The sequence below is a fragment of the Streptomyces violaceorubidus genome (assembly GCF_000717995.1).
GTDB lineage: Bacteria > Actinomycetota > Actinomycetes > Streptomycetales > Streptomycetaceae > Streptomyces > Streptomyces violaceorubidus.
Genome location: NZ_JODM01000046.1, coordinates 1 through 20275 on the forward strand (window position 1 = coordinate 1; position 20275 = coordinate 20275).

Annotated in this window: 18 protein-coding genes and 1 pseudogene; 10 read left to right on the plus strand and 9 right to left on the minus strand. The window is 71.7% G+C overall.

Going from position 1 to position 20275, the window contains the following annotated elements:
* Positions 1 to 240: 240 nt before the first annotated feature.
* The gene (locus tag IE94_RS0132100; protein WP_030191396.1) at positions 241 to 1737 is read right to left on the minus strand and encodes an MFS transporter; all 1497 of its coding nucleotides are present in this window, start codon (positions 1735 to 1737) and stop codon (positions 241 to 243) included.
* Between the two features lie 539 nt (positions 1738 to 2276).
* On the opposite strand from IE94_RS0132100, the gene IE94_RS0132105 reads away from it, so the two are divergent.
* Positions 2277 to 2954, plus strand: a complete 678-nt coding sequence (locus IE94_RS0132105; protein ID WP_030191398.1) for a response regulator transcription factor — start codon at positions 2277 to 2279, stop codon at positions 2952 to 2954.
* A gap of 35 nt (positions 2955 to 2989) precedes the next feature.
* The gene (draK, locus tag IE94_RS0132110) at positions 2990 to 4267 is read left to right on the plus strand and encodes a two-component system sensor histidine kinase DraK (RefSeq protein WP_030191400.1); all 1278 of its coding nucleotides are present in this window, start codon (positions 2990 to 2992) and stop codon (positions 4265 to 4267) included.
* A 22-nt stretch (positions 4268 to 4289) separates the two neighbouring features.
* On the opposite strand, the gene IE94_RS0132115 is transcribed toward draK, so the two are convergent.
* Positions 4290 to 4862, minus strand: coding sequence for a GtrA family protein (locus IE94_RS0132115; RefSeq protein ID WP_037924214.1), 573 nt, complete (start codon positions 4860 to 4862; stop codon positions 4290 to 4292).
* A gap of 166 nt (positions 4863 to 5028) precedes the next feature.
* Between IE94_RS0132115 and IE94_RS0132120 the strand changes: the two genes are divergently transcribed.
* Genes IE94_RS0132120 through IE94_RS0132130 form a run of 3 tightly spaced genes read left to right on the plus strand, consistent with a single transcriptional unit; the run spans position 5029 to position 7957 of the window.
* Positions 5029 to 6168: a 5-(carboxyamino)imidazole ribonucleotide synthase gene (locus IE94_RS0132120; protein ID WP_030191405.1), complete on the plus strand. Its 1140-nt coding sequence runs from the start codon at positions 5029 to 5031 to the stop codon at positions 6166 to 6168.
* A complete protein-coding gene (gene purE / locus IE94_RS0132125) occupies positions 6165 to 6707 on the plus strand; it encodes a 5-(carboxyamino)imidazole ribonucleotide mutase (RefSeq protein WP_030191407.1) in 543 nt (180 codons plus the stop codon). Before IE94_RS0132120 ends, purE begins: the two co-directional genes overlap by 4 nt.
* A 50-nt stretch (positions 6708 to 6757) precedes the next feature.
* Positions 6758 to 7957, plus strand: a complete 1200-nt coding sequence (locus IE94_RS0132130) for a dipeptidase (RefSeq protein WP_030191409.1) — start codon at positions 6758 to 6760, stop codon at positions 7955 to 7957.
* On the opposite strand, the pseudogene IE94_RS0132135 reads toward IE94_RS0132130, so the two are convergent.
* Positions 7906 to 8166: pseudogene (locus IE94_RS0132135) on the minus strand (alkene reductase); the annotation flags it as partial. The gene IE94_RS0132130 and the pseudogene IE94_RS0132135 sit on opposite strands and share 52 nt — an antisense overlap.
* A 152-nt stretch (positions 8167 to 8318) precedes the next feature.
* On the opposite strand from IE94_RS0132135, the gene IE94_RS0132140 reads away from it, so the two are divergent.
* Positions 8319 to 9449, plus strand: a complete 1131-nt coding sequence (locus tag IE94_RS0132140) for a dipeptidase (protein ID WP_030191415.1) — start codon at positions 8319 to 8321, stop codon at positions 9447 to 9449.
* A gap of 30 nt (positions 9450 to 9479) precedes the next feature.
* Here the strand turns inward: IE94_RS0132140 and IE94_RS0132145 are convergent, their stop codons facing one another.
* Both IE94_RS0132145 and IE94_RS0132150 read right to left on the minus strand, forming a co-directional pair.
* Entirely contained in the window at positions 9480 to 9872 is a 393-nt protein-coding gene (locus IE94_RS0132145; RefSeq protein ID WP_030191417.1) for a VOC family protein, read from the minus strand.
* A gap of 31 nt (positions 9873 to 9903) precedes the next feature.
* Positions 9904 to 10263: a VOC family protein gene (locus IE94_RS0132150; protein WP_030191420.1), complete on the minus strand. Its 360-nt coding sequence runs from the start codon at positions 10261 to 10263 to the stop codon at positions 9904 to 9906.
* A gap of 107 nt (positions 10264 to 10370) precedes the next feature.
* Between IE94_RS0132150 and IE94_RS0132155 the strand changes: the two genes are divergently transcribed.
* Positions 10371 to 10877, plus strand: a complete 507-nt coding sequence (locus IE94_RS0132155; RefSeq protein WP_030191432.1) for a CGNR zinc finger domain-containing protein — start codon at positions 10371 to 10373, stop codon at positions 10875 to 10877.
* 200 nt (positions 10878 to 11077) lie between these two features.
* Here the strand turns inward: IE94_RS0132155 and IE94_RS0132160 are convergent, their stop codons facing one another.
* On the minus strand, positions 11078 to 12421 hold the full coding sequence (locus tag IE94_RS0132160; RefSeq protein ID WP_030191434.1) for a UDP-glucose dehydrogenase family protein: 1344 nt from the start codon (positions 12419 to 12421) through the stop codon (positions 11078 to 11080).
* A 181-nt stretch (positions 12422 to 12602) separates the two neighbouring features.
* On the opposite strand from IE94_RS0132160, the gene IE94_RS0132165 reads away from it, so the two are divergent.
* Entirely contained in the window at positions 12603 to 13760 is a 1158-nt protein-coding gene (locus IE94_RS0132165; protein WP_030191436.1) for an acyl-CoA dehydrogenase, read from the plus strand.
* A 33-nt stretch (positions 13761 to 13793) separates the two neighbouring features.
* Here IE94_RS0132165 and IE94_RS0132170 read toward each other — a convergent pair whose 3' ends face one another.
* The gene (locus tag IE94_RS0132170) at positions 13794 to 14360 is read right to left on the minus strand and encodes an acyl-CoA thioesterase (protein ID WP_030191438.1); all 567 of its coding nucleotides are present in this window, start codon (positions 14358 to 14360) and stop codon (positions 13794 to 13796) included.
* 120 nt (positions 14361 to 14480) lie between these two features.
* On the opposite strand from IE94_RS0132170, the gene IE94_RS0132175 reads away from it, so the two are divergent.
* Positions 14481 to 15761: an LCP family protein gene (locus IE94_RS0132175; protein WP_209441102.1), complete on the plus strand. Its 1281-nt coding sequence runs from the start codon at positions 14481 to 14483 to the stop codon at positions 15759 to 15761.
* A 27-nt stretch (positions 15762 to 15788) separates the two neighbouring features.
* Here the strand turns inward: IE94_RS0132175 and IE94_RS0132180 are convergent, their stop codons facing one another.
* Positions 15789 to 17297: an LCP family protein gene (locus tag IE94_RS0132180; protein ID WP_483414648.1), complete on the minus strand. Its 1509-nt coding sequence runs from the start codon at positions 17295 to 17297 to the stop codon at positions 15789 to 15791.
* A gap of 152 nt (positions 17298 to 17449) precedes the next feature.
* Here IE94_RS0132180 and IE94_RS0132185 point away from each other — a divergent pair, with 152 nt between their 5' ends.
* Complete coding sequence (locus IE94_RS0132185) at positions 17450 to 18520, plus strand: glycosyltransferase family 2 protein (RefSeq protein ID WP_030191444.1); 1071 nt, start codon at positions 17450 to 17452, stop codon at positions 18518 to 18520.
* Between the two features lie 9 nt (positions 18521 to 18529).
* Here IE94_RS0132185 and IE94_RS0132190 read toward each other — a convergent pair whose 3' ends face one another.
* Complete coding sequence (locus tag IE94_RS0132190) at positions 18530 to 20200, minus strand: LCP family protein (RefSeq protein WP_030191446.1); 1671 nt, start codon at positions 20198 to 20200, stop codon at positions 18530 to 18532.
* Between the last annotated feature and the right edge of the window lie 75 nt (positions 20201 to 20275).

Consider the following 20275-nt stretch of genomic DNA (forward strand, 5'->3'; position numbering starts at 1 on the left):
CGCACCAGCGTCCTGTTCGCCATGCTCCGCGACGGAACCTTCTACGAACCCCGAACCCCACAGCTCGCTTGACGAAAGACATAGAGGCACCCCCCGGGGTGGGGCCAGGTTCGCCACCCGAACCCCGGCCAGGTCCACGGCTACCGCGGGCCTGGCCGGGGTCCGGGTGAACGGACGGAGGGCCGCCTCATCCGGCTGGATGAGGCGGCCCTCCGTGAAGGAAGCAGGCGTTCGCCGGACTCAGCGGACGTCGCCCATGAGGTCCTTGACGCGCTTGCGGTACATCCAGATCGCGACGCCCGCGACCACCGCGAGGGTCGCCTCCGCGGCGACGATGCCCGTCTTGTTGAGGTCGACGCCGGCGATGGAGAGCAGGCCGGTCGTGGCGTCACCGGCGGTGACGGCCAGGAACCAGACGCCCATCATCTGCGAGGCGTACTTCACCGGCGCCATCTTCGTCGTCACCGACAGGCCGACCGGGGAGAGCATCAGCTCGCCGCAGGTCTGGACGAAGTAGATCGCCACCAGCCACAGGGCCGCCGCCTTGTGACCGCCCTCCGCGATGCCCAGCGGGGCGAGGAAGAGGAAGAAGGACGCGCCGACCAGGACCAGGCCGCCGCAGAACTTGACGACCGTGCTGGGCTCCTTGCCGCGGCGGTTGAGCGCCAGCCACAGCGTGGCGAAGACCGGGGCCAGGGCCATGATGATGACCGGGTTGACCGACTGGTACCAGGAGACCGGGAAGTTCCAGCCGAAGACGCTGTTGTCGGCCGAGGAGTCGGCGAACAGGGACAGGGTCGAGCCGCCCTGGTCGTAGATCATCCAGAACACGGCGGCGGCGACGAAGAACCAGATGTACGCCGACATCTTGGACTGCTCCGCGCGGTTCAGGGACTTGTCGCGCTTGATGTTGGTCAGCACCAGCACCGGGATGATCACGCCGAGCAGGGTCAGCGGGACCAGGATCCAGTTCAGGGTGTAGTGGCCGGAGAAGCCGACGATCGCGTAGAAGACGACGGCCAGCGCGGCCCAGAACGCGGCCTTGCGCAGCGTCGAGGTCTTCTCCTCCACGGACAGCGGCTTCGGGACCGTGCTGGAGTGCGGGGCCAGGTGGCGGCTGCCGATGAGGAACTGGAGCACGCCCAGGCCCATGCCGACCGCGGCGAGCGCGAAGCCCAGGTGCCAGTTGACGTTCTCGCCGATGGTGCCGATGGTCAGCGGCGCGGCGAAGGCACCGAGGTTGATGCCCATGTAGAAGACGGTGAAGCCACCGTCGCGGCGCGGGTCGTCGGGACCGTCGTAGAGCTGGCCGACCATCGTGGAGATGTTGGCCTTCAGCAGACCCGAGCCGATGGCGACCAGACCGAGGCCCGCGTAGAACGTGCCGGAGGACGGCAGCGCCAGCGTGAGGTGGCCGAGCATGATCACGCCGCCGGCGATGGCGACGGTCTTGCGCGGGCCCCAGACCCGGTCGCCGAACCAGCCGCCCGGCATCGTGAGCAGGTACACCAGCGAGAGGTACACCGAGTAGATCGCGGTCGCGGTGCCGACACCGAGACCGAGGCCACCCGGGGCGACGAGGTACAGCGGGAGCAGAGCCCTCATGCCGTAGTAGGAGAACCTCTCCCACATCTCGGTCATGAAGAGTGTGGCCAGTCCGCGGGGGTGGCCGAAGAAGGTCTTCTCGGAGCCGGGGGTGCCCGGGGTGACCGAGTCCTTCGTCAGGCTGGACGCCATGGTCGATCCTTGCTGGTCGGGACGCGCTCATGAGGCGATGCGCGCCCGGTGGGGGCGGCCGGCACCGGCGGCCTTGCCCGCCCCTCCCACGCCTGAGGGATTCCGCTCCGGGTGACGAAGCGGTGGGCGGCGGCCACCGGGATCCACGCCTGTGCGCGCGTCACTGCACGCGGTGAGGCCCGGCCACAGGTCATTCCTTTCAAGGCCGGCCGTGAGGCTCGGCCCGCACACAAAAGAGACCTTCAGCGTTGAACTGTCGCCAAAGGTCCGCTGGGTGCTACAGGCGCTGATTCACCATACGGCAGGACACCGCCCGTTATGGAAGGACTTGAGACACGGATCACAGGTAAGGGTGGAACCGCGAGCCACCTATCGAAGGTCCATCACAGGATGGCACCCCACAGCCGCAGGTCCGCGTAGGGGGCCGACGAGGCAGGTGGCGCGGAGGGGGTTCGGGAGGTGTCCGGCTTGTCCGTTGAGCGGGGGTCCCGGAGCCGATCTTGCCCCGGGCGTTGCTCCGAGCGGACTACCATCAGCGCATGACCCGTGTACTGCTCGCCGAGGACGACGCGTCCATCTCGGAGCCGCTGGCCCGCGCACTGCGCAGGGAAGGGTACGAGGTCGAGGTGCGTGAGGACGGACCCACGGCACTCGACGCCGGGCTGCAGGGCGGCATCGACCTGGTCGTGCTGGACCTGGGCCTGCCGGGCATGGACGGTCTGGAGGTCGCGCGCCGGCTGCGGTCCGAGGGCCACGCCGTGCCGATCCTGATCCTGACCGCCCGCGCCGACGAGGTGGACACCGTCGTCGGCCTGGACGCGGGCGCCGACGACTACGTCACCAAGCCCTTCCGCCTCGCCGAGCTGCTGGCCCGGGTCCGGGCCCTGCTGCGGCGCGGGGCCGTGGAGCCCCCGCAGCCGCCCGCCACCCACGGCGTGCGCATCGACGTCGAGTCGCACCGGGCCTGGATGGGCGAGGAGGAGCTCCAGCTCACCGCGAAGGAGTTCGACCTGCTGCGGGTCCTGGTGCGCGACGCCGGCCGGGTCGTCACCCGCGACCAGCTGATGCGCGAGGTCTGGGACACCACGTGGTGGTCGTCGACCAAGACCCTCGACATGCACATCTCCTGGCTGCGCAAGAAGCTGGGGGACGACGCGGCCAACCCCCGCTACATCGCCACCGTGCGCGGCGTGGGCTTCCGTTTCGAGAAGAACTGAGCGAGCCCCGAGGGGGGCCTTCCGGGTAAGAGGACATGCGCCGTCGACTGATCCAGTCCACGCTCGCCGTGGTGCTCGTCGTGATCGCCGTCTTCGGCGTCTCCCTCGTCATCGTCGAGACCCGGACCATCAGCAGCACCGCCCAGGAACGGGTCGACCTGGAGGCGGTGCGCCTGGCCAGCATCGTCGACAGCCGGCTCATCGGCACCGGCTCCGTCGACGAGGACTTCCTGCGGGAGCAGATCCGCGACGCCCGGTACGCCCTGATCCGCATCCCCGGCGAGCCGGTCGTCGAGGTCGGCGACAAGCCGTCCGGGGACGTCCTCCAGGGCAGGGCCACCGGTGAGGAGGGCGAGACGGTCCTGGTGGAGGAGCCCCGCTCCTCGGTCACCCGGGAGGTCGGGCGCACCCTGCTGATCATCGGCCTGGTGGCGCTGCTCGCGGTGATCGCCGCCGTACTGCTGGCGATCCGGCAGGCCAACCGCCTCGCCTCCCCGCTCACCGACCTCGCCGAGACCGCCGAACGCCTCGGCTCCGGCGACCCCCGCCCGCGGCACAAGCGGTACGGCGTCCCCGAGCTGGACCGGGTCGCGGACGTGCTGGACTCCTCCGCCGAGCGCATCGCCCGGATGCTCACCGCCGAGCGCCGGCTGGCCGCCGACGCCTCCCACCAGCTGCGTACGCCGCTGACCGCGCTGTCCATGCGGCTGGAGGAGATCACCCTCACCGACGAGCCGGAGACGGTGAAGGAGGAGGCGACGATCGCGCTGTCGCAGGTGGAGCGGCTGACCGACGTCGTGGACCGGCTGCTCACCAACTCCCGCGACCCGCGCAGCGGCTCCGCCGTCACCTTCGAGCTGGACGACGTCATCCAGCAGCAGATCGCCGAGTGGCGCCCGGCCTACCGCGGTGAGGGCCGGGCCATCGTCAGCTCCGGCAAGCGCCATCTGACGGCCGTGGGCACCCCGGGCGCCGTCGCGCAGGTGCTGGCCGCGCTGATCGAGAACTCCCTGATGCACGGCGGCGGCACGGTGGCCCTCCGGACCAGGGTGACCGGCAACCAGGCGGTGGTCGAGGTCACCGACGAGGGCCCCGGCGTCCCGGGCGACCTGGGGGCGCGGATCTTCGAGCGCGCGATCAGCGGACGCAACTCCACCGGCATCGGCCTCGCCGTCGCCCGCGACCTGGCCGAGGCGGACGGCGGCCGCCTGGAGCTGCTCCAGGGGCGCCCGCCGGTCTTCGGCCTGTTCCTGTCCCGGACGCAGCCCGCGAAGAAGTCCACGGCGGACGGCGGGGAGCCGACGGTGCGCTGAGGCCCCGTGCGGGGCGGGCGGATCAGCGCCGGACGGCGGAGGCGCCGTTCGCGCGGGTCACCGCTGCCGGGTGTTCGGGCTCCAGGAAGGTCTCCGCCCGCGTCACCGGCTCACGGGCGGGCAGCGTGCGGAAGACCCAGCTGCGGTACGACCAGAAGCGGAAGAGCGTGCCGATCCCGATGCCGAGGAACTTGAAGATGTTGCTCTGCAGCGGGCTGTCCCAGCCGAACCCGTACGTCGCCGTGTAGAGCACGCCGTTCTCGATGACCAGCCCGACCGCGCTGAACAGCAGGAACAGCGACATCTCGCGGGTCTGCCCGCTCTTGTCGCGGTCGCGGTAGGTGAAGTAGCGGAAGCCCACGTAGTTGAAGACGATCGCGACGATCGTGGCGATGATGCTGGCCCGCACCACCTGGAGGTCGGTCGTGTGCCGCACGAGGTTGAAGACGAGGAGGTTGACCAGCACCCCCGCGCCGCCCACGGCGCCGAACTTCGCGACCTCGCGCACGAGCCGGCCGATCCGCTCCCGCATCCCGGCGCGCGGCGCCGGGGGCGCGGAGGGAGCCGAGTGGGCACCCGAGGAACCTTGTCCCATGGCCGTGCAGGCCCCCGTCCATCGGTTGGCGTCAATCCGCTCATGCTAACCACCCGGACGCGCGATCTTCCTGCGGACGGATCCGCGGGAGCCGGAACGGGCGTCCGGACCGGCCCGAAACGGCCGGTAAACAGGGTGGGCTCCGCGCGGCCGATACGCTAGGGGTGTGACGTTTCCGGTAGTCGGCATGGTCGGCGGAGGCCAGCTCGCTCGTATGACACACGAGGCGGGCATCCCGTTGGGCATCAGGTTCAAGCTTCTCAGTGACACTCCCCAGGACTCTGCGGCGCAGGTCGTGAACGAAGTCGTCGTCGGCGACTATCGCGATCTGGACACGCTGCGCGAGTTCGCGCGCGGCTGTGACGTGATCACCTTCGATCACGAACACGTGCCGACCGAGCACCTCAAGGCCCTGGAGGCGGACGGCATCCCCGTCCGCCCCGGTCCGGAGGCGCTCGTGCACGCCCAGGACAAGGGCGTGATGCGCGCGAAGCTCGTCGCGATCGGCGTGCCCTGCCCGCGGCACCGGATCGTGAGCGATCCGGCCGACGTGGCCGCCTTCGCGGACGAGGGGGACGGTTTCCCCGTCGTCCTCAAGACGGTCCGCGGCGGGTACGACGGCAAGGGCGTGTGGGTGGTGGACTCCGTCGAGGAGGCCGCCGAGCCCTTCCGCGCCGGTGTGCCCGTGCTGGCGGAGGAGAAGGTCGACTTCGTCCGCGAGCTGGCCGCCAACGTGGTCCGCTCGCCGCACGGCCAGGCGGTGGCCTACCCCGTCGTCGAGTCCCAGCAGGTGAACGGCGTCTGCGACACGGTGATCGCCCCGGCGCCCGACCTGGACGAGGCGCTGGCCCTGCGCGCCGAGGAGATGGCGCTCGGCATCGCCAAGGAGCTGGGTGTCGTCGGCCACCTCGCGGTCGAGCTGTTCCAGACCCGCGACGGCCGCGTCCTCGTCAACGAGCTCGCGATGCGCCCGCACAACTCCGGCCACTGGACGATGGACGGCGCGATCACCTCGCAGTTCGCCAACCACGTCCGCGCGGTCCTCGACCTCCCCCTCGGCGACCCGCGCCCGCGCGCGAAGTGGACCGTGATGGTCAACGTCCTGGGCGGCGACTACCCGGACATGTACTCCGCGTACCTGCACTGCATGGCCCGCGACCCGCAGTTGAAGATCCACATGTACGGCAAGGACGTGAAGCCCGGCCGCAAGGTCGGCCACGTCAACACCTACGGCGACGACCTGGACGACGTGCTGGAGCGCGCCCGTCACGCTGCCGGCTACCTGAGAGGGACGATCACCGAATGAGCCAGGCCAGCCCGGCGAGCCCGGTCGTAGGCATCGTCATGGGGTCGGACTCCGACTGGCCCGTGATGGAGGCCGCCGCCAAGGCCCTCGACGAGTTCGAGATCCCCTACGAGGTCGACGTCGTCTCCGCGCACCGCATGCCGCACGAGATGATCGCGTACGGCGAGCAGGCCGCCGGACGCGGACTGAAGGCGATCGTCGCCGGGGCCGGGGGCGCCGCCCACCTGCCCGGCATGCTCGCCTCCGTCACCCCGCTGCCGGTCATCGGCGTCCCGGTGCCGCTGAAGTACCTGGACGGCATGGACAGCCTGCTCTCCATCGTGCAGATGCCGGCCGGTGTCCCCGTCGCCACCGTCTCCGTCGGCGGCGCCCGCAACGCCGGTCTGCTGGCCGCCCGCATGCTCGCCGCCCACGACGAGGAACTGCTCGGCCGGATGCGCGAGTTCCAGCAGGAGCTCAACGACCAGGCCACCGAGAAGGGCAAGCGGCTGCGCAACAAGGTCGGGGGCTCCGCGGCCGGCTTCGGATTCGGCAAGTGACGCGAGTGACGCGAGTGACACCAGCGACACAAGGAACGGAAGGCACGCCCATGACCAGCTCCACGGCCTCCACGGCCTCCCTCGACCGGGCCCGCGAGCTGCTGCGCGAGTTCCCGGTCGTCGACGGGCACAACGACCTGCCCTGGGCGCTGCGCGAACAGGTCCGCTACGACCTCGACGCCCGCGACATCGCCGCCGACCAGTCCGCCTGCCTGCACACCGACCTGGCCCGGCTGCGGTCCGGCGGAGTCGGCGCGCAGTACTGGTCGGTGTACGTCCGTTCCGACCTGCCGGGCGCGGTGACCGCGACGCTGGAGCAGATCGACTGCGTACGGCGGCTGATCGACCGCCACCCGGCGCAGCTGCGGGCCGCGCTGACCGCCGCCGACATGGAGGCCGCCCGGGCCGAGGGCCGGATCGCGTCGCTGATGGGCGCCGAGGGCGGCCACTCCATCGACAACTCGCTGGCCACGCTGCGCGCCCTGTACGCGCTCGGCGTGCGCTACATGACGCTCACCCACAACGACAACGTGGCATGGGCGGACTCGGCGACCGACGAGCCCGGCGTCGGCGGCCTGTCGGCCTTCGGCCGCGAGGTCGTGCGGGAGATGAACCGCGAGGGCATGCTGGTCGACCTCTCGCACGTCGCGGCGACGACGATGCGCGACGCGCTGGACACCTCCACCGCGCCGGTGATCTTCTCGCACTCCTCCTCCCGCGCCGTCTGCGACCACCCGCGCAACATCCCGGACGACGTGCTGGAGCGGCTGCCCGCCAACGGCGGCATGGCGATGGTGACGTTCGTGCCGAAGTTCGTGCTCCAGGCGGCCGTGGACTGGACCGCCGAGGCCGACGACAACATGCGCGCGCACGGCTTCCACCACCTCGACACCAGCCCGGAGGCGATGAAGGTCCACGCCGCCTTCGAGGAACGCGTCCCGCGCCCCGTGGCCACCGTGTCCACGGTCGCCGACCACCTCGACCACATGCGCGAGGTCGCCGGCGTCGACCACCTCGGCATCGGCGGCGACTACGACGGCACGCCCTTCACCCCGGACGGCCTCGGCGACGTCTCCGGCTACCCGAACCTGATCGCCGAGCTGCTGGACCGCGGCTGGTCCCAGGCCGACCTGGCCAAGCTGACCTGGAAGAACGCGGTGCGCGTCCTCGACGCCGCCGAGGAGGTGGCCCGGGGCCTTCAGGCCACGCGGGAGCCGTCCAACGCGTCGCTGGAGGAGCTCGACGGCTGAGCCGTCACCTCCGGGAGGGCGGGGTGGTCGGTGTATCCGGTCGCCCCGCCCACGTAATCCAAGTACCGGCCGCGCACCGGGTTCAGCGGCGCGTCGAGCCGCAGCCGCGCCACCAGGTCCGGGTTGGCGAGGAACGGCCGGCCCAGCGCGACCGGATCGGCCCCGGCGGCCGGCAGCCGCGCGGCGGCATCCCGTACGGCGTCCGTGGCGGGGGACTCGGCCCGGACCGGGGACACCCTGGACGAGGTGATCGACGCGGCCAGGGACTGAGCCGCGTACCCCCGAACGCACCATCCACCAGGAAGCCCTTTCCGCTCCGTGCGACGGTGGCCGTACCTCAGACGACCGTACGGAGCCCGTCATGGCAGACCTCCAGGACGACCTGCACACCGGTACCGAGGCCGGTGGGCTCGACGACCTGCCCGTGCCGCTCGCCGCGGAGGCCTTTGCGCCGGAGCCCTACGCGCCCGTGTCCGACCCCGACGACGAGCCGCTGACCCGGGCGCTGGCCGTGCTGGCCGCCCACCCCGTCGCCGACGGCTGCAACGGCCTGCCCTGGGCGCTCAGGCACCTGCCCTGGTACGACCTGGAGCTGGGCGAGAGTGCCGTCGACACCGACGTGCCGCGGCTGCGCGCGGGGCACGTGGGCGCACTGCTGTGGTCGCTGCATCTGCCCGAGTCCCTCGACGGGGAGCGCGCGGTCGGCGCCACGCTGGAACAGCTCGACCTGGTCAAGACGGTCGTGCGGACCCACCCGGAGGGACTGCGGCTGGCCTACGACGCCGGGCAGGCCATCGACGCCCGCAACTGCGGCCGGGTCGCCGTGCTGCCCGGTCCCGCCGGCGCCGCCGCCCTCGGCGACTGCCTCGGCATCCTGCGCTCCCTGCACGCCCTCGGCCTGCGCGCCCTGACGCTGTCCGGGGTGAGCTGGGCGAGCGAGGCGGGGCTGACCCGGTTCGGCGAGGAGGTCGTGCGGGAGATGAACCGCCTCGGTGTGGTCGCCGACCTCTCCGGCGCCTCTGCCGAGACCGTCCGCCGCACCTTCGCGGTGTCCAAGGCGCCGGCGCTGTGCACCCGCTCGGCCGCACGGGCCCTGCGCCCGCACCCCGCGAACCTTCCGGACGACCTGCTGGTGGAGCTGGGCGCGGCCGGGGGCCTGTGCATGGTGCCGCTGACCGCCGAGCAGACCGGCCCGACCGTCCGGGACGTCGCCGACCACCTCGACCACGTCCGCACGGTGGCCGGGCCGCAGAGCGTCGGCCTGTCCGGCACCTACGACACCGGCACCGCCCACCCCCTGGAGCTGGGCGACCCCTCCTGCTACCCCCGGCTCGTCGCCGAACTGCTCAGGCGCGGCTGGGACGAGGCGGACGTGGCCCTGCTGACCTGGGGCAACCTCCAGCGCGTCCTGCGCGCGGCGGCCTTCACCGCGAAGGCGGCCCAGCTGCGCCGCGAGCCGTCCACGGCGACCATCGCCGACCTGGACGGCTAGCCGGCACGAGCGGGCCGGTCGGCCCGAGCGTCACGGGTGCTCGATCCGGCACAGGCAGAAGGGATGCCCCGCCGGATCGACGTACACCATGAAGTCCTTCCCCTCCCGGTCCTCCAGGTCCAGCGGCCGGGTGCCGAGCGCGAGCACCCGCTCGTGTGCGGCGTCCATCTCCGCCCAGGTCGCCCCGCCGTCGAAGTCGAGGTGGAACTGCTGGGCGTTGCGGTCGGAGCGCGGCCACTCGGGCGGGGTGAGGTCCGGCGCCCGCTGGAAGGCCAGGCGCGGACCGCCGGGCACCTGGAGGACCACCCACTCCGGGTCCGCCTCGTCGGGCGTGCCGCCCCCGACCGCCGCGTAGAAGCGGGCCGGCTCACGGGGCTCGGGACAGTCGACGACGACGGAGCGGAAACGTTCCGCAGGTGCCATGGGAGTCCTCCGAGTGCTCAAGGGCCGGTGCTCAGCAGGCGCAGAGGCAGAAAGGGTGCCCGGCCGGGTCCGCGTAAACCCGGAAGGTCCGGGTGCGGTCCTCCGCGTCCAGCGGCCTCGCGCCCAGCTCCAGGACCGCCTTCTCGGCCGCGTCCAGATCCTTCACGTCGAGGTCGAGGTGGAACTGCTGCGAGTCGTCGGGCGCGGGCCACTTCGGCGGCACGAACCCGGGGGCGGCCTGGAACGCCAGCGCCCGTCCGCCCGGCAGCTTCAGGTCGACCCAGTCGCCCTCGCCCTCGACGGTGCCGCCGAGCACGTCGGCGTAGAAGCGGGCCAGTGCACGGGGCTCGGGACAGTCCAGGACGACGACGCCCAGTTCGGCGACAGCCATGACTTCCTCCTTGAAGCACGCGGTCTACGATTTTTCCGTTACCCGTACAGAGCGGGTAACCAGTAACGGTTACTGCATGCTGCCGCATGGGCGGTAACGTCGCAAGCATGAGTGAGAGATCGCCCGCACCGGGCGGCCTGGGCCTGGTCGAGGCCCTGGTGAACACGGTGGACCTGGAGACGGGCGCCGACTCGCTGGACACGCGGGAGGGCCGGGCGCGGTTCGGCCTGACGCAGGACGAGGTACCCGCGGCCCGTGAGCTGCGCGAGTCCCTGCGGGCGACCCTGCTCGCCCACGCCGGTCACCCGCCGCACCGCCCGGTGACCCCGCTGGGCGAGCTGCTGGCCGCCGCCCCGCTGGTCGTCGCCGTCGACCCCGCCGACGGCTCCGCCGCCCTCGCACCGGCCCGCGACGGCTCCCTCGCCGCCCGCGTCGCCGCCGCCGTCGCGGAGGCGCTGGTGGCGGGGACCTGGAGCCGTTTCAAGGCGTGCGAGGCCGCCGACTGCCACTGGGCGTACTACGACCGCAGCCCGGGCGGACGGGGCCGCTGGTGCTCGATGCAGGTGTGCGGGGCGCGCGCCAAGATGCGCCGGTACCGGGCCAAGGGCGGGTAAACCCCGAGGGGTTCACCGGCCCCCGCGCCGCTTCGTGGGGCAGAATGCCGACGACGCCGGTTCGGCCGACTGAGCCTCGGCCGAACCGGCGTCGCCTTCGTGCACCGACCTCGGGCCGACCCCGGGCAGCGGTCGTGCAGATGCCAGGCCGTCGGGCAGTCGTCAGGCCGTCGGGCAGTCGTCAGGCCGTCGTGCAGTCGTCAGGCCGTCGGGCGGCCCATCGCCCGGTACGTCCAGCCGGCCTTCCGCCAGAGCGTCGGGTCCAGGGCGTTGCGCCCGTCCAGGATCACCCGGGCCGCCGCCGCCTCGCCGAGCGCCTCCGGGTCCAGCTCGCGGAACTCCCGCCACTCGGTGAGGTGCAGGACCACGTCCGCGCCCCGCACCGCCTCCAGCGCCGTGTCGGCGTAGCCGAGGGTCGGGAAGAGCCGCCGGGCGTTCCCCATGCCCTTGGGGTCGTACACCGTCACCTGGGCGCCCTGGAGGTGGACCTGCCCGGCGACGTTCAGCGCGGGGGAGTCGCGCACGTCGTCCGAGTCGGGCTTGAAGGTGGCGCCGAGCACAGCGATCCGCTTGCCCAGGAACGGGCCGCCGCCCAGCGCCTGCCGGGTCAGCTCCACCATCCGGCCGCGCTGGCGCATGTTGATGGAGTCGATCTCGCGCAGGAAGGTCAGCGCCTGGTCGGCGCCCAGCTCACCGGCGCGGGCCATGAAGGCGCGGATGTCCTTCGGCAGACAGCCGCCGCCGAAGCCGATCCCGGCCCGCAGGAACTTCTTGCCGATCCGGTCGTCGTACCCGATCGCCTCCGCCAGCTTGGCGACGTCGCCGCCGGCCGCCTCGCAGACCTCCGCCATCGCGTTGATGAAGGAGATCTTGGTGGCGAGGAAGGAGTTCGCGGCGGTCTTCACCAGCTCGGCCGTCGGGAAGTCGGTGACGACGAACGGCGAGCCCTCCGCGATCGGCGTCGCGTACACCTCGCGCAGCAGCCGCTCGGCCCGCTCGCTGCGCACGCCGACCACCAGCCGGTCGGGGTGCAGGGTGTCCTCGACGGCGAAGCCCTCGCGCAGGAACTCCGGGTTCCAGGCCAGCTCGGCCTCCTCGCCCGCCGGCGCGTGCTCGGCCAGGTAGCGGGCCAGCCGGTCGGCGGAGCCCACCGGCACGGTCGACTTGCCGACGACCAGCGCGGGGCCGGTCAGGTGCGGGGCCAACGAGGCCAGCGCGGAGTCGACGTAGGACATGTCGCAGGCGTACTCGCCGTGCCTCTGCGGGGTGTTCACGCACAGGAAGTGCACGTCGCCGAAGGCCGCGACCTCGGCGAAGTCGGTGGTGAAGCGCAGCCGCCCGCTGGAGCCCCCGATGCCGGCGACGTGCTTGCGCAGCAGCTCCTGAAGACCCGGCTCGTACATCGGGACCTCGCCCCGCTGGAGCATCTCGATCTTCTCGGGCACCACGTCCAGGCCCAGCACCTCGAAACCCAGCTCGGCCATGGCCGCCGCATGGGTGGCGCCGAGATAGCCGGTACCGATCACGGTGATCTTCAGGGCCATGGGTGCTCCAGAGGTGTACGGCACGGTTGCGCGCCCGAGCATATCCGGGACCCGGCAAAACGCCCTTCGCCCGGCTGTCGTCAAGCTCACCTATCCACCGGCACGGCCGGGGCTCTAAAATTTGGGTTACTTAACGGTAGTTAGCGTGCCCGCAGCACAGCGTTTTGGAGCGTGAGACACCTTGGCCGGATCGGCTGACTTCGACCTGTACCGCCCGTCCGAGGAGCACGCCATGCTCCGGGACGCCGTCCGCTCGCTGGCCGAGGCGAAGATCGCGCCGTACGCCGCCGCGGTGGACGAGGAGGCCCGCTTCCCGCAGGAGGCCCTGGACGCCCTCACCGCGAACGACCTGCACGCGGTCCACGTCCCCGAGGAGTACGGCGGCGCGGGTGCCGACGCGCTCGCCACGGTCATCGTGATCGAGGAGGTGGCCCGCGTCTGCGCCTCCTCCTCCCTCATCCCCGCGGTGAACAAGCTCGGCTCGCTCCCGGTGATCCTCTCCGGCTCCGAGGAGCTGAAGAAGAAGTACATGACCCCGCTCGCCAAGGGCGACGGCATGTTCTCCTACTGCCTCTCCGAGCCCGACGCGGGCTCCGACGCGGCCGGCATGAAGACCAGGGCCGTCCGCGACGGCGACCACTGGATCCTCAACGGCGTCAAGCGCTGGATCACCAACGCCGGCGTCAGCGAGTACTACACGGTGATGGCCGTCACCGACCCGAGCAAGCGCTCCAGGGGCATCTCCGCCTTCGTCGTCGAGAAGTCCGACGAAGGCGTCTCCTTCGGCGCCCCGGAGAAGAAGCTCGGCATCAAGGGCTCCCCGACCCGCGAGGTCTACCTCGACAACGTCCGCATCCCCGCCGACCGCATGATCGGCGAGGAGGGCACCGGCTTCGCCACCGCGATGAAGACGCTGGACCACACCCGCATCACCATCGCCGCCCAGGCCCTCGGCATCGCCCAGGGCGCCCTCGACTACGCCAAGGGCTACGTCAAGGAGCGCAAGCAGTTCGGCAAGCCGATCGCCGACTTCCAGGGCATCCAGTTCATGCTCGCCGACATGGCCATGAAGATCGAGGCCGCCCGCCAGCTCACGTACGCGGCCGCCGCCAAGTCCGAGCGTGGCGACGGCGACCTCACCTTCCAGGGCGCCGCCGCCAAGTGCTTCGCCTCCGACGTGGCCATGGAGGTCACCACCGACGCGGTCCAGCTGCTCGGCGGCTACGGCTACACCCGTGACTACCCGGTGGAGCGCATGATGCGCGATGCCAAGATCACGCAGATTTATGAGGGCACGAATCAAGTGCAGCGCATCGTGATGGCGCGCAACCTGCCGTAACCGGCACGTGCGCGCCCAGGCGCGCGGGAGGGCTCAGTCCTCGTACCCCTCCGCCACCCGTCGCTCGCGCAGCTCCATGATCGCGCGGCGGCGGGCCAGGCGGTGGGTGCGGCGGATCTGCGCCTCCTGGTAGCGGCGCTTGTCCTTCTCGGTCTCGGGCAGCACCGGCGGCACCGTGCGCGGCTTGCCGTCGGCGTCCACGGCGGCGAAGACCAGGTAGGCCGAGCCGACCTGGGTGGCGGGGGCGGACTCGTTCCACCGCTCGGCCAGGACCCGCACGCCTACCTCCATGGAACTCCGGCCGGTCCAGTTGACCTGCGCCTTCACATGGACGAGGTCACCGACGCGGACCGGTTCGAGGAACGCCATCTCGTCCATGGACGCGGTGACGGCGGGCCCGCCGGAGTGCCGTCCGGCCACGGCGCCCGCGGCGTCGTCGACGAGTTTCATGATCACACCGCCGTGCACCGTACCCAGGAGGTTGGTGTCGCTGTGCGTCATGATGTGGCTGAGGGTGGTGCGGGAGGCCGAGGTCGGCTTGCCCGGGATCTCCGGGAGCGCCTGCTGTGCGTCCGAGGCCTGTTCTGCCTGGTCTGTCATGCCCTCCACCTTATGCCGGGGCCACCCCGGCGTGATTTTGTGTCGGGTTCGCAACAGCACTGCCCTGATTTTCCGACATACCTTGTAACCCCCGCAGGGCGGGCCTGCACACTGGTGCGCATGAATGATTGGCCCGAGGGATGGTCCGGTGACAACCGCGGCAGCGGATACGGACGCGGCAGCGCGAGCGCGCGGCCCGAGAGCGCACGGGTGATGCGTCAGGTCCGCCGTGGCGCGACGCCGCCGCCCGGCCCGGGCCCGTCGGCCCCGCCGTACGGCGCCGGGGTGCCCCAGCAGCCGTCGTACACCGACGGACAGGGGTACGGCGGCGACGGCTACGACAGCGGCTACAACACCGGCCAGGTCTACGGGGGCAGCGGCGGCGGCCAGGGCCCCGGCGGTCAGGGCCCGGTCCGGCCCGCGCCGAACTGGCGCCGCCGGATCAAGTGGACCGCGATCACGGTGGTGACCGTGCTGGTCGTCACCACCGTCGGCACCTACTTCTGGGCCGACTCCAAGCTCAACCGCGAGGTCGACCTGTCCAAGGTCATCGAGCGGCCCGGGGCGGGCGAGGGCACCAACTACCTGATCGTCGGCTCCGACAGCCGCGAGGGCATGACCGACGCGCAGAAGAAGGACCTGCACACCGGCTCCGCCGAGGGCAAGCGCACCGACTCGATGATGATCCTGCACACCGGGGACAACGGGGCGACGCTGATCTCCCTGCCCCGCGACTCGGACGTGGAGATCCCGAGCTTCGTCGGCTCCGAGTCCGGCAAGAAGTACCCGGGCACCGGCCGGCACACCAAGCTGAACGCCGCCTACGCCGAGGACGGCCCCGAGCTGCTGGTGCGCACCATCGAGCACAACACCGGGCTGCGCCTGGACCACTACGTGGAGATCGGCTTCGCCGGCTTCGCGAACATCGTGGACGCGGTCGGCGGCGTCGAGATGGACATCCCGCAGGACATCAAGGACAAGAAGTCCGGCGCCGACTTCCAGAAGGGCAAGCAGACCCTGAACGGCGAGGAGGCCCTCGCCTTCGTCCGCACCCGGTACGCGCTGGCCGGCTCCGACCTGGACCGCACCAAGAACCAGCAGAAGTTCCTGTCAGCGCTGGCGAGCCAGGTGGCCACCCCGTCGACGGTCCTCAACCCGTTCAAGCTCTACCCGACCATGGGCGCCGGTCTGGACTCCCTCGTCGTCGACAAGGACATGGGCCTGTTCGACCTGGCGAGCATGTTCTGGGCGATGAAGAGCGTCAGCGGCGGCGACGGCACCTCGATGAACATGCCGATCTCGGGCAGCGTCGGCGGCAATCTGAAGTGGGACGACGCCAAGGTGAAGAAGCTCGTCGAGGAGCTGAAGAACGACGAGAAGGTCACGGTCTCCGGCAACTGAGCCAGGGTCGGCCGGACGCCCCGGCCCTCACCCGCCGCAGGTCACCTCGTCGCCCCGCACCACCGTGCCCGACTCCTGCGGCGGGTCCGCCGGCGCCACCTTCACGGCTTTCTCGAAGTCGGCGCCCGCGATCACCTTCAGCGTCGCCCCCTGCCCCTTGACCGGCTTCAGTTCGCTGCCGGGCAGGGCGGCGGCCAGCGACTTCGCCGACTGGTCCCAGCGCGGGTCGTAGGCGACGACGGTCCGCCCGACGGCCCGGTCGGTGGCGTTGCGCGGCACCTTGGTGGTGCGGAACCCGGTCGCGGCCAGCGCGTCGTCCACCCGCTTGCCGAGCCCGGAGGTGCGGGTGCCGTTCTCCACCTGGACGCGGATCTGCTTCGGGTCCACCGGGACCCGCACCGGCGGCGGACCCTTCGGCTTCGGTTCGGGCGCGGCCAGCGGCTCGTCCTCGCGCAGGGCGTCGAAGAGCCGCTCGGACTTCGCCGGGTCCCACTTCAGGGTCGAACCGACGCCCTTGACGGCGTAGCCCATCTTCCCGATCGGCACGGTGGTGAACTCGGAGGACGACGGCGAGAAGTTCCGCATCGCCCGCCCCAGCGTCAGCAGTTCGTCGGTGCCGAAGCCCTGGTCGGCACGGACCGAGCCGAGCACGGCCCGGGTCACGTCCCGGAACTTCAGCGGGTTCAGCAGGATCCCCGAGGAGGTCGCCCGGTCGATCAGGGCGGCCAGGAAGCGCTGCTGGCGCTTCATCCGGCTCAGGTCCGAGGCGCCGTCGAGGTGGCGGGCCCGCACGTACTGAAGCGCCTGCCCGCCCTTCAGCGTGTGGGTGCCGGGCGGCAGGTCGAGCCCGGTGTAGCTGTCCTTGAGCGGCTGGACCGTGCAGATCCGCACGCCGCCGAGGACGTCCACCGTCTTCATGAAGCTGGTGAAGTCGACCTCCAGATAGTGGTCGATCTTCACGCGGGTCATGTTCTCCACGGTGCGGATCGTCAGCTGCGGGCCGCCCTCGGCATAGGCCGCGTTCAGCTTGAGCGGGTGCCCCCCGTGGTGCTCGCCGGTGGTGCGGTCGGTGTGGCCGGGCGTGACGGCGTACGAGTCGCGCGGCAGGCTGACCACGCTCGCGCGCTCCCGGTCCTCCGAGATGTGCACGATCATGATGGTGTCGGTGCAGTGGCAGGGGGCGCCGCCCAGCCGGTACTTGCGCCGCTCCTCCTCGGTGATCCGGTCCCGGCCGTCGGTGCCGACCATGAGGACGTTCATGCCGTCGCCCGCCCGCGGCCGGTTCTTCATGTCCTTGAACGCGTCGAACCGCGGGATGTCGGAGTCCAGACCGGTGAGCACCGCGTGCCCGATCCCGGCGGAGGCGAGCACCACCACCGACAGCGCGGTCACCGCCCGCATGGCCCAGCGCGGCTTCCTCCGCCGTACGGGGGGCCCGGGCGGACGCCGGGACGACCGGGGCCCGCCGCGCTGCGGGGGAGGCCCGCCCCGGGTGGTCGAGGCCGGGACCCGGGACGAGCGGGGCGGCGTGGGCAAGGGGACACCTCCGCGGGGACGGGGCCCTGGGCGTGCACCGTGAGGCCGGACGTGGGATTCCTGAGCACCGTAGGCCCATACGATCTGCTGCCCGGGGCTGCGACCCCCGCGGCGCGCATCCGTGTCCCCCGTTCGCGGTAACGTGAGCACCGATGAACGTCCCGTCCGACGTGCGGCTCCCCGCCGTTTCCGTGATCATGCCCGTGCTCAACGAGGAGCGGCACCTGCGCGGCGCCGTCCGCGCCATCCTCGCCCAGGAGTACGCCGGCGAGATGGAGGTCGTGATCGCCGTCGGTCCCTCCACGGACCGCACGGAGGAGATCGCCGCCGAGCTGGTCCGCGAGGACCCCCGCGTGCACACCGTGCCGAACCCCACCGGCCGTACGCCCGCCGCGCTGAACGCCGCGATCAGGGCCTCCCGCCACCCGGTCGTCGTCCGCGTCGACGGCCACGGCATGCTCTCGCCGAACTACATCGCCACGGCCGTACGGCTGCTGGAGGAGACCGGCGCGCAGAACGTGGGCGGCGTCATGCACGCCGAGGGCGACAACGCGTGGGAGGACGCCGTCGCCGCCGCGATGACGTCGAAGATCGGGGTGGGCAACGCCGCGTTCCACACGGGCGGCGAGGCGGCGCCCGCCGAGACCGTCTACCTCGGCGTGTTCCGCCGCGAGGCGCTGGAGCGGCAGGGCGGGTACAACGAGGAGTTCGTCCGCGCCCAGGACTGGGAGCTGAACTTCCGCATCCGCGAGGCCGGCGGCCTGATCTGGTTCTCGCCGGAGCTGAAGGTCTCCTACCGGCCGCGGCCGTCCGTGCGGGCGCTTGCCAAGCAGTACAGGGACTACGGTCGTTGGCGCCACGTCGTCGCGCGCTACCACTCCGGCTCCATCAACCTGCGCTACCTCGCCCCGCCGGCCGCCGTGTGCGCCATCGCGGCCGGTGTCGTCGTGGGCGCCGTGCTGACCCCGTGGGGCTTCGTCGTACCCGGCGGCTACCTCGCGGCGATCCTGGCCGGTTCGCTGCCCGCCGGCAAGGGGCTCGGGCCGAAGGCGCGGGTGCGGATCCCGGTGGCGCTGGCGACCATGCACATGTCCTGGGGCTGGGGCTTCCTGACCAGCCCGAAGTCGCTGGCCAGGAAGGTCATCGCCTCCCGGCGCCCGGCGGTCCGGCCGGACGCCGAGGCCGCGGCGCCGGGCGTCACGGACGCCGCCGGCAGGCGCTGACGTCGTCCGTCAGGACCAGGTGAACCCCGGGTTCACGTGCATGCAGGCGCTGTCGTCCGCGCCGTTGAGGGCCTCGGCCGACTGCGGGGTCCGGTCGTCGCTCCCGGGTGCCTTGTACGCCGTGCCCTCGCGCCAGTCGGCGCCCACGACGAGGGTGACGCCGGAGACGTCCGTCGACCGCTTCACCGAACTCGCCGGGATTCCGAGGGCCTTGGCGACGCGCCGGGCGTCGCCCTCCAGGTCGGCGCTCGGGTAGCGGATCACCGTACGCTTCTCGCTCGGCAGCACCGAGGGGTCGGCGACCGTCTTCGTGAAGCCCCGCTCCACGAGGAGCCCGGCGATCGTGCTCGCGCGTCCGGGGGCCGTGCCCGACTCGTCCGTGTGAGTGCCGTTGCGGACCTGGACCGCCAGCTCGGCGTCGGGTGCGGCCGGGTCGGCCGGGGGCTTCGGCTCGGCGTCGGGCTTCTTCTCGTCCCTGCCGTCCAGCGCGATGTCCTCGCGCACCAGCCGGAAGAGCTGTTCGGCGTCCTCGGTCGGCTCGACGCGGGCGCCGACGTACCGGTTGGGCATCGTGGTCATGGTGATGCGCTCGGGCTTCACCTCGCGCAGCTCGTCGCTGAGGTCGTACAGCTTCTTGACGGAGTCCAGACCCGGGTCGACGGTGAGTGCCGCGGTGGCCTCCTCGGCGAGCCTGCGCAGCTTGTTCGGGCTGCTCAGCGTCGCGTTCTCGCGCAGCACCCGCACCATCGAGTTCAGGTACATGTGCTGGGCCTTGGCCCGTGCCAGGTCGCTGCCGTCCTCGAAGCCGTACCGGGTGCGCAGCCACTGGAGCGCCTGCTCGCCCTTGACCGGGTGCATGCCCTTGGCCAGTTTCAGACCGGAGCCGTGGCCCGAACCGTCGCGCGAGTGGATGTTGGCGTCCACGCAGACCGGGACGCCGCCGACGGCGTCCGCCATCGAGACCACGCCCGCGAAGTCGACCATCACGAAGTGGTCGATGTGGATGCCGGTCAGCTCCTGCCAGGTGGCCACCGCGCAGCCGGGACCACCGTGACCGAGGCTCTGGTTGGCCATCACCCGGCCCTCGCTCGCCGGGTAGACCTCGCCGTCCTTTGGGTCGGTGCACCGGGGTATCTCCAGCAGGGTGTCCCGCGGCATGCTGACCACCGACATGTTGCTGCGGTCGGCGGACAGGTGCACCAGCATCTGCACGTCCGCCAGCGGCGTGGAGCCGAACGTCTCGCGGGCGCCGCCCAGTTGCTGGTTCTCCTTGCTGTCCCGGGCGTCCGAGCCGATGACGAGGATGTTCAGCGGGGTCTGCCCGGCCGCGTTCGGCGTCGGCGCGGCGACCTTGCTGTCGCCCAGGTTGAGGGTGTCCTGCTTGATGTTGTCGTTGAGGTGCTCGTAGTAGAGGTAACCCGCCCCGGCCGTACCGGCCAGGACCACGGCGAGCACCACCGCGGTCCAGCGCAGGACCCGGCGCCGCCGGCGCGGACGGGGGCCCTCCGGTGCGTGCTCGGTGTCGCCCTCGGCCTCGCTCTTGATCTCGCTCTCGCCCTTGATGCCGCCCTTGATGTCCTTGACACCGTTGTCACCGTCCCCCCGGACGGCCTCCTCACGCTCGGGGGCGGCTGTGGCGCCCCCGTCCGTGTCCTCCCCCTGCACCCTGCTCCGCGTCACTTCCGCGTCCCTCCCGCCCCCGGGCCACCGCGTGGGCCCGTCGCCGTCCTGTGAGACGTACGACAGGCCCCTCAG

Bases quoted from the DNA above. Each gene is read 5' to 3' on its own strand.
- IE94_RS0132145 (WP_030191417.1), bottom strand. From the start codon at position 9,872: ATGGCACCTGCGGAACGTTTCCGCTCCGTCGTCGTCGACTGTCCCGAG.
- IE94_RS0132105 (WP_030191398.1), top strand. From the start codon at position 2,277: ATGACCCGTGTACTGCTCGCCGAGGACGACGCGTCCATCTCGGAGCCG.
- IE94_RS0132140 (WP_030191415.1), top strand. From the start codon at position 8,319: ATGGCAGACCTCCAGGACGACCTGCACACCGGTACCGAGGCCGGTGGG.
- IE94_RS0132115 (WP_037924214.1), bottom strand. From the start codon at position 4,862: ATGGGACAAGGTTCCTCGGGTGCCCACTCGGCTCCCTCCGCGCCCCCG.
- IE94_RS0132100 (WP_030191396.1), bottom strand. From the start codon at position 1,737: ATGGCGTCCAGCCTGACGAAGGACTCGGTCACCCCGGGCACCCCCGGC.
- draK (WP_030191400.1), top strand. From the start codon at position 2,990: ATGCGCCGTCGACTGATCCAGTCCACGCTCGCCGTGGTGCTCGTCGTG.
- IE94_RS0132185 (WP_030191444.1), top strand. From the start codon at position 17,450: ATGAACGTCCCGTCCGACGTGCGGCTCCCCGCCGTTTCCGTGATCATG.
- IE94_RS0132155 (WP_030191432.1), top strand. From the start codon at position 10,371: ATGAGTGAGAGATCGCCCGCACCGGGCGGCCTGGGCCTGGTCGAGGCC.
- IE94_RS0132170 (WP_030191438.1), bottom strand. From the start codon at position 14,360: ATGACAGACCAGGCAGAACAGGCCTCGGACGCACAGCAGGCGCTCCCG.
- IE94_RS0132160 (WP_030191434.1), bottom strand. From the start codon at position 12,421: ATGGCCCTGAAGATCACCGTGATCGGTACCGGCTATCTCGGCGCCACC.
- IE94_RS0132175 (WP_209441102.1), top strand. From the start codon at position 14,481: ATGAATGATTGGCCCGAGGGATGGTCCGGTGACAACCGCGGCAGCGGA.
- purE (WP_030191407.1), top strand. From the start codon at position 6,165: ATGAGCCAGGCCAGCCCGGCGAGCCCGGTCGTAGGCATCGTCATGGGG.
- IE94_RS0132150 (WP_030191420.1), bottom strand. From the start codon at position 10,263: ATGGCTGTCGCCGAACTGGGCGTCGTCGTCCTGGACTGTCCCGAGCCC.
- IE94_RS0132130 (WP_030191409.1), top strand. From the start codon at position 6,758: ATGACCAGCTCCACGGCCTCCACGGCCTCCCTCGACCGGGCCCGCGAG.